The following is a 14319-nucleotide window of genomic DNA, read 5'->3' on the forward strand; positions in this document are numbered from 1 at the left end:
ACTTCCGCAGATTGAGTCATAATAGCCTCTAAATTTATAAATTTAATTTCATCACAAACTATACTAGCAATTATCTAAAAAGCGGGGTGATATATAACAAAGATAAAATACTGATGTCAATTTCGGCAACTTAATAAGATTTTATCAAATTATTAGAAAGACGTGCTAGATTTATGCTAGATTAACGATATTGTGCAAACTATTCAACAATTAACTGTAACAAATGACCATTCAGGCCAGAGACTCGACAATTTTTTAATGTCGCGATTAAAAGGTCTACCTAAAAGTCGTCTTTATCGAATCATACGAAAAGGCGAATTACGCATCAACAAAAAAAGAGTAAAGCCCGATTATCGTTTACAGGAAGGAGATATTATTCGGATCCCCCCCCTACGACTTGCCCCCCGTACTCCAAAAAATATTTTAAATGCAAATTTAGCTGGGCTACTTGAAAAAGCAATTATTTTTGAAGATAAACATTTTTTAGTCCTTAACAAACCTAGTGGTATGGCCGTCCATGGTGGAAGCGGGATACATTTAGGGGTCATAGAAGCTTTACGCCTGTTGCGACCACAATTGAAATTCTTGGAATTAGTTCATCGCTTGGATCGTGACACTTCAGGTTGTTTACTACTGGCTAAAAAAAGTAGTATTTTAAAGGAATTACATGAATTATTACGTTCGGGTCAGATGAAAAAGACTTATATTGCTCTAGTAGCAGGACATTGGCCTAAATCGTTACGAAAAGTCGACGCTCCGTTGTATAAAAATCAATTACAATCCGGAGAACGCATCGTACTTGTTCAAGCAGAAGGCAAAAGTTCCCTAACTGAATTTTCTGTACAACATTATTATGTTGAATCCACATTAATCGCAGTAATGCCCATCACTGGCCGCACCCACCAGATTCGCGTTCATGCTCAATTTGCCAAACACCCTATTATTGGGGACGAAAAGTATGGAGAAAAAGAAATCAATAAAAAAATGCGTCAACTAGGCTGTAAACGACTTTTTTTACACGCTAGTCAGCTTGAGTTTACTTTAGGTTCGACAGGAAAAACTATAACGCTAGCTGCCAAATTGCCAGAAGATTTAAATCAAGTTTTGAAAAATTTAACCTCTTTACCGAGTTCATAGGTCTTTTATTTTTGACTGTTCTTCTTTAATTCGGCAAAAATATGTCTGCGAACTTCATCAACATCAGCATGCCCATTGATTGAAATATAGCAAGGCGCATCCGGATCACCGCTACGTTGCCATTCATTGTAATAAAAAAGTACTGGTTTGGTTTGTTGATGATAAATGCGCAAACGCTCGCGTATAGTTGCTTCTGTGTCATCATTACGTTGAATGAGTGGTTCTCCTGTTACATCATCTTTATTCGGGACTTTGGGAGAATTATGTAATATATGGTAAATACGGCCGGAACCGGGATGAATACGCCGCCCACTGAGACGTTTTACAATTTCATCATCCTCAATCTCAATTTCTATAACGAAATCAATAAAAATTCCGTTAGATCGTATCGCCTCCGCTTGAGGTAAAGTACGTGGAAATCCATCAAATAAAAAACCATTCGCACAATCTGCTTGCTGAATACGTGATTCGACTAATTCAATAATAACCTTATCAGAAATTAATTGACCTGCATCCATCAAAGCCTTGATTTGAAGTCCCACAGGGGTACCTTGGATAGCCGGATCACGTAGTATATCTCCAGTAGAAATTTTGGGGATATGATAAAAAGTCGTTAAAAACTCTGCTTGGGTGCCCTTTCCCGCCCCGGGTGGCCCTAGTAAAATAATGTTCATCTTCTATTCTTATCTCAGTAAGTGTCTAACTTCATCCACAAAAAGCCGAATTCGGACTAGCCAGAAGTCTAAAAATATGTTTTTATCACTATCTGATTTTTCCAATCTATAGTGAAAAATCAAAACCAGGATTGTTTCTGTAAGTAACTATAACAAACCAGATCAATCAAAAAAAGTTTCCAAAGAGTCTACTATAAAAAGAGATAAAACATGTAGAATCTTTTTTTAGGAAATATACCCGTTTTACTGTCCAACACTAAGAACATATCAAAAAACATGATTTTTTGCGTATCACTAGATCTTTTGCAAAGAGTATACATTAAAAGGGCTTTATCCCATCAAAACATTATACTGATCCTATGAATACTTTTGTTTTTGATATTGAAACAATTCCTGACATAAAGAATGGCCGAGTTCTTTATAATATAGATAGTGAAAAAAACGATCGGGAAGTCGCTAATATAATGTTAGCTAAACGCCAAGAAAAAACCGGTAATTCAAGTTTTCTTCCTCATCATTTGCAACGTATCGTGGCTATTTCTGTTGCATTGCGCACTAAAAATCAATTTAAAATTGGGTCATTGGGTAATATCGATTCAGATGAACCTGCTCTTATAGAAGCATTTTTCAAATGTATTGAGAAATATTTACCCATCTTAGTATCCTGGAATGGTAGTGGCTTCGATCTACCTGTTTTACATTATCGAGCGTTATTATACGGAATCAGTAGTCCTAGCTATTGGAATATAGGTAATGACGATGCCAGTTTTCGTTGGAATAACTATTTGAGTCGTTATCATTATCGACATACGGATTTGATGGATGTATTAGCTGCCTATCAAGGCCGTGCAAATGCCCCCCTGACAGATATTGCTGTCATGTTAGGTTTGCCCGGAAAACTAGGTATGGATGGCAGCCAAGTTTGGGATTATTTTTTAGATGGAAAATTAGCAGCCATCCGAGATTATTGCGAAACAGATGTATTGAATACTTATTTAATCTATCTTCGTTTTGAATTAATACGAGGAACTTTCTCTTTTGAAACTTATCAAAAAGAATGCGCTTATGTACGTGAAAAAATTACTGAAGAAAATAAACCCCATTTTAAACAATTTATTGAAGCATGGAAAATTTAAAAACTTTCTCTACCAATACGACTCCTGTAGTCATTACAGGCATTTCTCATGAAGGCCGTGGCATTGCACATATTAATGGCAAAATTACCTTTATCGAAAATGCTTTACCTGGAGAAACCGTTCTAATCTCCTACAGCAAAAAACGACGTTCCTATGACGAAGCAAAATCTATTCAGGTTTTAAAAGCCTCAACGGATAGAATTCAACCAGGCTGTCTACATTATGATAGCTGTGGTGGCTGTAGCCTACAGCATTTAAGTAACCAAGCTCAATTGCAACATAAAGAAAAGACACTTGTTGATCAACTCAGCCATTTCACTGAAATCGTGCCTAAATCATTATTACCTCCGCTTACCGGTGCGAGCTGGGGCTATCGTCGGCGTGCACGCCTTGGGGTTAAATATGTTACTAAAAAGCAAGTGGTGTTAGTTGGCTTCCGCGAAAAAAATGGACGTTATCTTGCACAATTAGAAACTTGTAAAACCTTAGATCCAAGAGTTGGTGAACTTTTAATTCCTTTACAGCAACTTATTCATAAACTAAATGCATTTCAAGCTATCCCACAAATTGAAGTGGCACTCGGTGATGAGATACTGGGCTTAGTTTTTCGACATCTCACCCCTTTAGACAACTCTGATCAAATGCAACTCAAAAGCTTTGCTGAACAACATCAAATCCAACTTTATCTACAGCCCGGCAATGAAAATAGCACTCATTGCATTTGGCCAGCAGATCCTAAATTATTAAGCTATCGTTTGGAAAATAAAGGTTATAAACCTCTAGAGCTCTTATTCGAGCCTAAACATTTTATACAGATTAACGCAGACATCAATCAAGCAATGATTCAACGAGCTATGGAATTGCTCTCACCTAATTTCAGCGATCGGATATTGGATTTATTCTGCGGATTAGGTAATTTTAGTTTACCTCTAGCCACACGATGCCATTTCGTCGTAGGCATTGAGGGATATGCAGAACTCGTGGAACGGGCAAAAGCCAATGCTAAACATAATGATATTAACAATACACAATTTTATACGGCTGATTTAACAAGTTCTATATTAAAAGAAGCTTGGGCTCAACAAACTTTCAACAAGATTCTATTGGATCCACCCCGCTCTGGAGCTTTGGAAATCATTTCGCAAATTGCAAATTGGAATGTTGAGCGTATTGTGTATGTATCCTGTAATTCTGCTAGTCTGGCTAGAGATGCTGGAGAATTAGTAAAACAAGGTTATAGTTTAGAAAAAGCCGGAATAATGGATATGTTCCCGCAAACTCATCATTCAGAAGCAATTTGTTTATTTACTAAATAGGTTGTATGAATAAACTAAACAGCACATTTCTCAAAAATTTTTTGTTTTTGATAGGGATACTTTGCACTACGATCTTATTAATAAACCCGACGAAAAGTTTTGCCTATTATGATGAAAATGGCCAAGATTCATCGCTTTCATCTATTCAACAAAACCTGAATAACATATTAAGTCATTTTAAAGGATTTAATACCGGTGTTTCCATACAGTCTTTATCCACCGGAAGAGTGTTATATCAGTATAATGCCAATCGGGGTTTTGTTCCGGCCAGTACCTTAAAATTATTTACTGGTATTGCTGCTTTGGATTATTTAGGGCCTCATTTCCAATTTAAAACGCGCTTTTTAACCAACTCTGGAGCAGGGATTCATAATGGGGTCTTAACTGGAAATTTGTATATTAAATTTAGTGGCGACCCTTATTTAACGCTCGAGGATCTCAAAGACATGTTAGAGACTTTAAATGAACGACATATAAATAGGGTCCAAGGTAATATTGTTATTGATGATACTGTCATCGATCGGAGTACCTGGCCTCCGGGACGCGTCATTGACGATAGAATTTTTTGCTATGCAGCCCCTGTAACCGCTACCATCATCAATCGCAATTGTTTTAGTGTTAGTGTTAAACCTAATCGTTTACTACATCCCACCATTACAAAAAGTAATAGTAATTTAGGTATCGTTATTGATAATCAGGCAGTCACAAAACGTTTAAGACAGAGAGGTTATTCATTAGATTTAAAGCCGAATGCAGCTAGCAAAAATCACTATACTTTAAGAGGCTATCTTTCCCCTAAAATGGGCCCTTTATCATTTGCAGTTGCCTTGCAAAATCCAAATTTAGCCACCTATGATATTGTGGCCGGATTATTAAGAAAATACTCTATCCGCTATTCCAATTTAATCTATGGAAAAACTCCTCCTCTCGCTAAGTCCTTAGCTGAAAATAGCTCTCCTGAACTTGCTTTTTTAATAAAAAATATGTTAAAAAAGTCAGATAATCTTATTGCAGATAGTTTATTAAAAAAACTAGGGGAACAGTATTTTTCAGTGCAAGGTAGTTGGAAAACCGGTAGAAACGCTGTTCAAGCTATTCTTGCCAACAAAACAGATATTGATTTCAAGCAACTAGTGATGGTCGATGGCTCCGGCCTATCTCGTAACAATATAGTCACACCTAATGCCTTTGTTAAATTATTAAATTTCGCTTATACACAATTACCTGATAGTGATTTGTTTTTTGAATCCTTACCACAATCAGGAATCGATGGTACATTAAAACATCGTCTAGGTGGTCCTGCATTAGGTAGGATACACGCTAAAACGGGAAGCATGCATGGAATAAGTAGCTTAGCAGGTTATGTTCGAACCGCTAATAATCAAGTTCTAGCTTTTTCTATTTTAATTAATGATCCAATTCAAGGTAAAAATAATCAAGGAGGTTATCGCTTATTAGAAAATCGAATTTGTGAGTTTTTAGCTAGAAGTTATGTATAAAATAAATATTCAGCTCAAAACTAGGTTTACTTAATTTAGTTGATTTTTCTAATTTTTTTAGAGCTGAAAACTAAAAATAAGGATAATTGAAAATGGTTAAAATAAAAAATTCGCTCTACTTGAATAATGATGGCAGTATTAATTTAGAAACCTGGTTACATCATGCCGCAATGCAACGTAGTCAAGAAGATTTCAAATTGATTCGACAAGCTTCTATTTTAAGTCAAATTGTGGGTGAATCAAAAACAACACCTACGCATGTCTCTTGCTTACAGCAAGGCCTCACTATGGCCGAAATTCTGTTAGATTTACATTTAGATAAAGAAACTATTGCGGCCTCCTTAATTTATAGTTGCGTAAATTATGCTGAGCTGTGTTTAGAAACGGTCTATGAACATTTAGGACCCAATGTGGCTAAAATAATCGAAGGCGCTAAACAAATGAACGCCATTCGTATGGCCAATACTGCGGCTAATCTTCATCAAGCACAATTAGAAAATATTCGAAAAATGTTACTTGCAATGGTAGAAGATATGCGAGTTGTTCTTATTAAACTCGCAGAACGTACCGCTACTATGCGAACGCTGGATATGTTAGATCGCAAAGCAAGCCAAATCTATGCACGCGAAACACTTGATATTTACGCTCCTTTAGCTAATCGTCTTGGGGTAGGTCAGCTACAATGGGAGCTGGAAGATCTATCTTTACATTATCTAGAACCTAAAATATACGCACAAATTGCACAACTTCTTCAAGAACGATTAATTGACCGAGAATCTTATGTACAAATTATTTTAACTCAATTACGAAAGATTTTAGGTAATGCTCAGTTACATAACTTTGAAATATATGGACGTGTAAAACATATCCATAGTATTTACAGAAAGATGCAACAAAAAAAATTAAAATTTGAAGAACTGTATGATCTAAATGCGATCCGTATTTTAGTCAATACCGTTAAAGATTGTTACAATGTTTTAAGTATCATTCATAGTTTATGGTCGCCTGTATCAGGACAGTTTGATGATTATATTGCAACACCAAAATCCAACGGTTATCGTTCTATCCATACAGCAGTTTTAGGTCCTGGCCAAAAAATACTTGAAATCCAAATTCGCACTCATCAAATGCACCAAGAATCTGAGCATGGTTTAGCTGCGCATTGGCAATATAAAGAAACTGCTCAACAACAGAAAGAAAGCTATCAAACTAAAATCGCCTGGCTCCGTCAAGTATTAGAATGGCAAAAGGAATTAGTAAAACGTGGCAAAGCCACCGTACCGGGTCTCACCACTGTTTTAGACGATCGAGTGTATGTCTTTACACCTAATGGAGACATCCTTGATCTACCTAAAGGTTCTACACCTTTGGACTTTGCTTACCATATTCATAGTGAAGTGGGACATCGTTGCCGAGGAGCAAAAATCAATGGCGCTATTGTCCCATTAACCTACCAACTAAAAATTGGTGAACAAATCGAAATTCTTACTGCAAAACAAGGCAATCCGAGTCTAGACTGGCTAAACCCAAATTTAGGCTATTTATACACGGCTCGCGCTAAAGCAAAAGCCCATCATTGGTTTAAAACTCAGGATTATGAAAAACATTTACTCCATGGTGAAGATTTATTTAATAAAGAAATTCAACGCTTAGGGTTACCAACTCTCGATCCTGAGAAGTTAGCTCACAAACTTCATTTTAAGACCAAAAAAGAAATGATTGCTGCATTAGGCAGCGGAGATTTACGAATTGCTCAACTTTTAAATGCGATACAAGCGCAAGAAAAACAATTAGTATCTAGCTTGGCACAACCGGAAATTTTGTTAGGCAAACCTCGTAGTAGCCTGCCTGAAGGTATTAGCATAGCTGGTGTTACCGATTTGTTAACGCAGACCGCCGGCTGTTGCAAACCTGTTCCAGGCGATCCTATCCGAGGCTTCATCACACAAAGTCGTGGCATTGTGTTACATCGTGATGATTGTATGCATTTACTCAACCTTGAACCTGAAAAACAAAATCGCTTAGTAGATGCTGATTGGGGACAAGGGGTTAGCCAAGTGTATCCAGTCGACGTTTGCGTAGAAGCCTACAATCGACCCGGTTTACTTCGTGATGTATCTACACTCATTGCTAATGAAAAATTAAATTTGGTCGCACTAACATTAGCTAGTGATAAACCGGATCCAAAGGCTTATATTAAATTAACTATCGAAATATCCAGTCTGCTCTCACTTAGCAAAGTCTTAGATCGAATTAAACAAGTGCCTAATGTTATTGATGTAAGAAGACAGATTATTAGCTAAACCTAATTTGGATTAACCAATTATGTCTAAAGAGACAATTTATAGTATTTCTGAACTCAATCAAATGGTGCAAGAATTATTGGAAGATGCATTTTTACCTATTTGGGTTGAAGGTGAAATTTCTAATTTCGCTAGCCCCAACTCTGGGCACTGGTATTTTTCTTTAAAAGACGAAAATGCTCAAGTACGCTGTGCGCTTTTCAATGGCCGGCATCGTTATGAAGATAACCAACCGAAAAATGGCTTAAAAATCTTAGCTCGTGCCAAAATTTCTTTATATCCCGCACGTGGAGAATTTCAATTAATCATTGACCAATTTGAACCTGCCGGTGAAGGAGCTTTACGTAAAGCATTTGAAAAATTAAAAAAACAACTTGCAGAAGAAGGATTATTTGAGCCGCAACATAAAAAATCTTTACCTAAGTTCCCTAGTACGATAGGCGTTATTAGTTCAGAAACCGGTGCTGCGCTGCGCGATATCTGTATTGTTCTTAAATTACGTTTTCCTGCTATCAACATCATTGTATATCCTTCATTAGTTCAAGGGAAAAATGCCTCGGCACAAATTGTTCAGCAAATAAAAACCGCAAATCAACGTAAGGAATGTGACGTTTTAATTTTGGCGCGAGGGGGAGGATCACTAGAAGATTTATGGCCTTTTAATGAGGAAAACGTAGCTAGAGCAATTTTTAAAAGCGATTTACCGCTCATTACTGGCATTGGACATGAAACAGATCTTACAATTGCAGATTTTGTTGCAGATAAGCGTGCTGCCACTCCAACTATGGCGGCACAATTAGCAAGTCCAGATAGGCGTGAATACCAACAACAATTAGATAAAACCTATCAGCGCGTTATTAATATTATTCACTATGTATTAAAAAGCTATCAGCAAAGCCTTGAAAACCTAACTAAGCGATTACGTCATCCCCAACAACGGTTACAAGATGGATTTCAACATTGTGATGAATTAACACAACGCTTAAATTTAAGCATAAAAAACCAATTACAATTACGTCAGCAAAAAATCTTAGGTTTATCCCGCACACTTCAAGCTATAAGCCCCTTAGCTAGCCTAGCACGCGGATATGCAATTGTTAGTGATGCAACAAGCAAAAAAATCCTACGTAACAGTAAGGAAGTAAAATCGGGGCAAAAAATTATTACCCAGCTGGCTAAGGGCGAATTACTGTGTGAAGTCAAAGCAAAGCTTTAATTATACTCTTCGCACTTGAACTTTTGTCTGCGTTGCCGCTCAATTCGCAATCCTCATGTACATTGCATATACCACTGCATGGACACGACACTTGCCAAAAATTCCATTGCTGTGAGTATATTACGTAAAAAAATCTTAGAAGCTATTTTTCTTCTGGCATAGGTTCGGCATAGCCACACTCTTTACGAGGGCAAACTTTTTCGGTCCCACGACGTTTGGTAGTTTTAATTGTCATCACAGGCCAAGCACAACGCGGACATGCTTGCTCGATGGGTTCATTCCATACGGCATAAGTACAGGTAGGGTAAGTAGAACAAGAAAAGAAAATTTTACCGTATCGGGATTTACGTTTAAGTAATGTACCTTTATGACATTCAGGACATTCTATTCCCGTATCTGCTGGTTTTTCTAAAGGCTCTATATGTTTACATTTAGGATAGTTACTGCAACCAATAAACTTCCCATAACGACCAATTTTTATATGTAAAGAATGACCGCAATCCGGACATAAACGACCTTGTACAACCTCAGGCTCACTTACTGTTGTAACCTCTCCTTCCATGTTTCTCGTATAATCACATTCGGGGTATCCTGAGCACCCAATAAATCTACCGCGCTTACCTAAACGTATCGATAAAGTTTTACCACATTTAGGACAAGTTTCGTCTAAAGCTTCTTGAGTCACATCTTTTCGTTGGACAGTTTCTTCAGTGGTCTCTATGAGTGTTTTAAACGGAGTCCAAAAATCTTGTAACAAAGGAACCCACTCTTTTTCTCCCCTAGAAATTTGATCAAGTTCATCTTCTAATCGCGCCGTAAATGCATAATCAACATATTGCATAAAATAACGTGTAAGAAATTTATTCACTATTCTACCAACATCAGTCGGTTTAAATCTTTTTTGATCCAGCGTGACATATTCCCTTTGCTGTAAAGTTGAAATAATAGGCACGTAGGTTGAAGGTCGACCAATATCTCGTTCTTCTAAGGCCTTAACTAAGCTTGCCTCGCTGTAACGTGGGGGGGGTTCAGTAAAATGTTGATCGGCACTAATGTCGATAAGATTCACTTGATCCCCTATTTTTAATGCTGGCAACATGCTCTCTTCTTCAGATTTAGTTCTATCATCATCTGATGCTTTGGCTTTGCTATCATCATAACTTTCTAAATAAACTGCCATAAAACCCGCATGCACAATAGTCGATCCATTAGCTCGAAAACAATGATCCTTCGCTGCTTTTGCACTTAAATCAATTGCCACTGTGTCGATAGTGGCATGCATCATCTGCGAGGCAACCGCACGTTTCCAAATAAGTTCATATAATTTAAATTGATCAGGGACTAAATGTTTTTTTAGTTGCTCAGGAGAAAATTCTACATGTGTCGGTCGAATAGCTTCATGTGCCTCTTGTGCATTACGACTTTTAGTCCGAAAATGCCGAGGAGATTCGGGTAAATCTTTTTCACCATAGCGTTGTAAAATCAGTTCACGTATCGATACTATAGCTTCATTAGATAAATGAACAGAATCCGTTCGCATATAAGTAATTAATCCAACTAAACCTTCACCGACATCAATTCCTTCGTAAAGTTGTTGTGCAAGACGCATTGTTCGCTGTGCTGTAAATCCTAATTTACGCCCGGCTTCTTGTTGCAATGTAGATGTGGTAAATGGTGCTGCAGGATTACGTTTACGTTGTTTTTTCTCAACATTTATAACCTGTAAATAACCCTGTGCCAATTGTTGCAAATTTTCCTTGATTGCAGTCGCTTGATCTTTGGTAGTAATACTAAATTGATTAAGTTTTTCTTGCTGATACTGTATTAAACGCGCCTCAAAAAGTTTTTCGTCTGATTTATTATTAGCCGTTATTGTCCAATATTCTTGAGATTTAAAAGCTTCGATTTCTTCTTCACGTTCAACAATTAATCGTAAAGCGGGACTTTGAACACGCCCTGCAGACAAACCGCGACGAACTTTTTTCCATAATAAAGGTGATAAGGTAAAACCGACTAAATAATCTAATGCTCGGCGTGCTTGCTGTGCATTAACCAAATCCATAGCAATATGACGTGGATTTTCTACAGCTGCATTAACTGCTGATTTAGTAACCTCATGAAAGACTACACGATAAATCGGTTTATTTTTTAGCAGTTTTTTTTGCTTTAGAATTTCATAAATATGCCACGCAATGGCTTCTCCTTCACGATCCGGATCAGTCGCAAGATATAAAGCATCGGCATTTTTAAATGCTTTAATAATCATATCCATATGCTTGGCATTCTTTTCAATCAGAGCATATTGCATAGCAAAACCCTGCTCTGGATTCACAGCACCTTCTTTAGGTATTAGATCACGAACATGGCCATAGGAGGCCAAAACTTCAAAGTCTTTACCTAAATATTTCTTGATTGTTTTAGCCTTTGCTGGCGATTCTACAATCAATAGATTTTTTGCCATCTTTTATTTCCTCACGTAGCCCCCAGGAACTACGTCAATATACCCTTGTAGTTGCAGTGCCGATAAACAAGCAAGCAGTTTATCGATAGTTAAGCCTGTTCTTAGCATCAAAATATCTATACTTGTCATTTCAAATCCAAGGCACTCTACAAGCTTTCTATCCTGTGAATCAAGTCTAGATATACTTTTCACAGTTGAATTTTTGTTTATGTTGCCATTTAATTCGCAATTTTGATGATTATCAATCTCATGTTGCTTCATTGTAGGTAAAAATGAGAGTCCTTGTATAATATCCTCACAACTCTCAACCAGTGTAGCCCCTTCTTTTAATAATGCATGACAACCTTGACTTAAAGGATTGCGAATAGAACCGGGAATAGCAAATACCTCTCGACCTTGGTCCAATGCATAACGGGCAGTGATTAATGATCCACTCCGCAATGTTGCTTCTACCACGATAACACCTAAACTCATACCACTAATTATCCTATTTCGCCTAGGAAAATACTCTGCTTTGGGCGAGGAATAAGGAAAAAATTCAGAAATCAACACCCCTCCTTTTTCCAAAATATCCAAAGCTAAAGATTGATGACAAGCTGGATAAATATGTTCTAAACCACTCCCTAATACAGCCCCTGTTATTCCTTTATTTAACAAAGCTCCTTGATGTGCTGCGCCATCAATACCCCTTGCCAATCCACTGATAATAACAAATCCAAGAGCATTTAATTCGTTTGCTAGTTGATGGGCAATCTCTAAGCCCGTATAGCTAGGGTTGCGAGCCCCCACTATGGCCAAGGCTTGCTGTTGCAGTTGCAAAAAAGATAACTCACCCTTAACAAATAAAATTAATGGTGGAGAAGAAATTTCACGCAATAATGCTGGATAATGTAAGTCACCCCAATGTAAAATATAACACTGTGGCTGCTCTTCCCAACGTAAACAAAGCTCTACTGTTTTCCAATCTGGTTTTAGTAAGTTACTGGCTAATTTTGAATTGACCCCTGCAGCAAGCAATTCTTCATGCGAGGCTAATAAGATTTGTTTGGGGGTAGTAAATTTTTTTAAGAGCGTCGAAACACTGCTAAAACCACAGCGCGGGACGGTATATAGGGCTAACCAATATCCTATTTCATTTAACGTCAAATCCATGAGCTTGCACTTTCATTAATCTATCTACAGATTTAAGTGTCTCACCTTAGGGCACGTATTTTCAAGAGATATACTGCTTGCAAAGATGAGAATTTTACCTGTTTGATACATAGCAAATTCCGATAATATGAATGAAAAGACCAAAAAGACCATATACTCACAGCAATTGAATTTTTGACAAGTGCTGCATCCATTCAATAATGGGGTATATACAATCACAATGAGGATTGCGAATTGAGGGGTAACATAGACAAAAATTCAAGTGCGAAGAGTATTAAGTTTATTGTTTATAACGGCTCATACTCGCCTCAATTTCAATTCTTGCTTGTTCTGGTCCTACCCAGCCTGTCACTTTAACCCACTTTCCAACCTCTAAATCCTTATAATGTTCAAAGAAATGTTGAATACTTTGTGTGAGTTGTTCAGGTAAATCTTGCCAAGTTTTTACTTGATGATACAGCGAAGATAATTTATCGATAGGCACAGCTAAAATTTTCGCATCGATGCCTGATTCATCTTCCATCTTTAACATTCCAATAGGTCGGCAACAGATCACACAACCGATTAACAATGGAAAAGGGGCTACTACCAAAACATCAACGGGATCACCATCTTCTGATAATGTGGAAGGAACATAACCGTAATTACAGGGATAGTACATGGCGGTGCCTAAAAAACGATCAACACGTAATGCACCTGTTTCTTTATCTACCTCATATTTAATCGGGTCACTATGGCTAGGAATTTCTATCACTACATTTATTTCATCGGGGACTTTTTTCCCTGGACCTAATTTTACAAGCGCATTCATAATTTTATATTTCCTAAAATTCTAATTTTATCGCATAATATACTTACAGCAATTTGGTTTGGAAGTAGACTGCGTAGTAAAGCAACCGGAGTGTATTAATATACATGAGGATTGCCAAGTGAGAAGCAACACAGTCAAGAATCAAAGTGCGAAGAGTATAATAAACAAACTTTACGACTTAGGCTAGCCCAGTTAATAAGGCTTATTATGGACTGTATTTTCTGTAAAATTATTAAAAAAGAACTCCCCGCTGAAATAACTTATCAAGATGAAAATATTATTGCCTTTAATGATAGACACCCACGTGCCCCTGTTCATCAATTAATTGTACCCAGAAAGCATATCTCAACACTTAATGATCTGACAGAAGATGATACGCTGCTGGCAGGAAATATATTACAAATAGCTCGTCATTTAGCTAAAAAAGAAAATATTGCTCAGTCTGGTTATCGAACAGTTTTTAATTGCAATAAAGATGGCGGACAAGAAGTTTTCCATCTACATCTACATCTGCTAGGCGGTAGACCCCTGCATTGGCCTCCAGGTTAATAGTAAGCTCCACAATTAGCTTTTATTTGCGTTTTTAAGCTATTTATTATTTCTCCAATGTCTTA

11 protein-coding genes are annotated in these 14319 nt (G+C 37.2%); 7 read left to right on the forward strand and 4 right to left on the reverse strand.

From position 1 onward, the window contains the following. Positions 1-192 precede the first annotated feature (192 nt). On the forward strand, positions 193-1137 hold the full coding sequence (gene rluC, locus AACL18_RS06345; RefSeq protein ID WP_339050044.1) for a 23S rRNA pseudouridine(955/2504/2580) synthase RluC: 945 nt from the start codon (positions 193-195) through the stop codon (positions 1135-1137). A 5-nt stretch (positions 1138-1142) separates the two neighbouring features. On the opposite strand, the gene adk is transcribed toward rluC, so the two are convergent. Beyond that, positions 1143-1811, reverse strand: a complete 669-nt coding sequence (gene adk, locus AACL18_RS06350) for an adenylate kinase (protein ID WP_339050045.1) — start codon at positions 1809-1811, stop codon at positions 1143-1145. Positions 1812-2170: 359 nt separating this feature from the next. On the opposite strand from adk, the gene AACL18_RS06355 reads away from it, so the two are divergent. The 5 genes from AACL18_RS06355 to xseA all read left to right on the forward strand — a co-directional run bounded on the left by AACL18_RS06355 (position 2171) and on the right by xseA (position 9281). Beyond that, positions 2171-2947 (forward strand): 3'-5' exonuclease, encoded by a 777-nt coding sequence (locus AACL18_RS06355; RefSeq protein WP_339050046.1) that lies wholly within the window; start codon positions 2171-2173, stop codon positions 2945-2947. After that, positions 2935-4263, forward strand: a complete 1329-nt coding sequence (gene rlmD, locus AACL18_RS06360; protein WP_339050048.1) for a 23S rRNA (uracil(1939)-C(5))-methyltransferase RlmD — start codon at positions 2935-2937, stop codon at positions 4261-4263. The genes AACL18_RS06355 and rlmD overlap by 13 nt, the downstream gene beginning before the upstream one ends. Positions 4264-4268: 5 nt before the next feature. Then, positions 4269-5762 (forward strand): D-alanyl-D-alanine carboxypeptidase/D-alanyl-D-alanine endopeptidase, encoded by a 1494-nt coding sequence (gene dacB / locus AACL18_RS06365; protein WP_339050049.1) that lies wholly within the window; start codon positions 4269-4271, stop codon positions 5760-5762. Between the two features lie 92 nt (positions 5763-5854). After that, entirely contained in the window at positions 5855-8065 is a 2211-nt protein-coding gene (gene relA / locus AACL18_RS06370) for a GTP diphosphokinase (RefSeq protein WP_339050050.1), read from the forward strand. Between the two features lie 22 nt (positions 8066-8087). Next, positions 8088-9281 carry an exodeoxyribonuclease VII large subunit gene (gene xseA, locus AACL18_RS06375; RefSeq protein ID WP_339050052.1) on the forward strand — a complete coding sequence of 398 codons (1194 nt, stop codon included), beginning with the start codon at positions 8088-8090 and terminating at the stop codon, positions 9279-9281. A gap of 142 nt (positions 9282-9423) precedes the next feature. On the opposite strand, the gene topA is transcribed toward xseA, so the two are convergent. From topA to ppa, 3 genes are all read right to left on the reverse strand, one after another. Further along, on the reverse strand, positions 9424-11742 hold the full coding sequence (gene topA / locus AACL18_RS06380; protein ID WP_339050053.1) for a type I DNA topoisomerase: 2319 nt from the start codon (positions 11740-11742) through the stop codon (positions 9424-9426). Positions 11743-11745: 3 nt separating this feature from the next. After that, positions 11746-12894: a DNA-processing protein DprA gene (dprA, locus tag AACL18_RS06385; RefSeq protein WP_339050055.1), complete on the reverse strand. Its 1149-nt coding sequence runs from the start codon at positions 12892-12894 to the stop codon at positions 11746-11748. A gap of 280 nt (positions 12895-13174) precedes the next feature. Further along, positions 13175-13705 carry an inorganic diphosphatase gene (gene ppa, locus AACL18_RS06390; RefSeq protein WP_339050056.1) on the reverse strand — a complete coding sequence of 177 codons (531 nt, stop codon included), beginning with the start codon at positions 13703-13705 and terminating at the stop codon, positions 13175-13177. Positions 13706-13912: 207 nt separating this feature from the next. Here ppa and AACL18_RS06395 point away from each other — a divergent pair, with 207 nt between their 5' ends. Beyond that, on the forward strand, positions 13913-14254 hold the full coding sequence (locus tag AACL18_RS06395; protein WP_339050058.1) for a histidine triad nucleotide-binding protein: 342 nt from the start codon (positions 13913-13915) through the stop codon (positions 14252-14254). Positions 14255-14319 lie beyond the last annotated feature (65 nt).

The sequence above is a fragment of the Rickettsiella endosymbiont of Xylota segnis genome (assembly GCF_964019545.1).
Taxonomy (GTDB): Bacteria; Pseudomonadota; Gammaproteobacteria; order Diplorickettsiales; family Diplorickettsiaceae; genus Aquirickettsiella.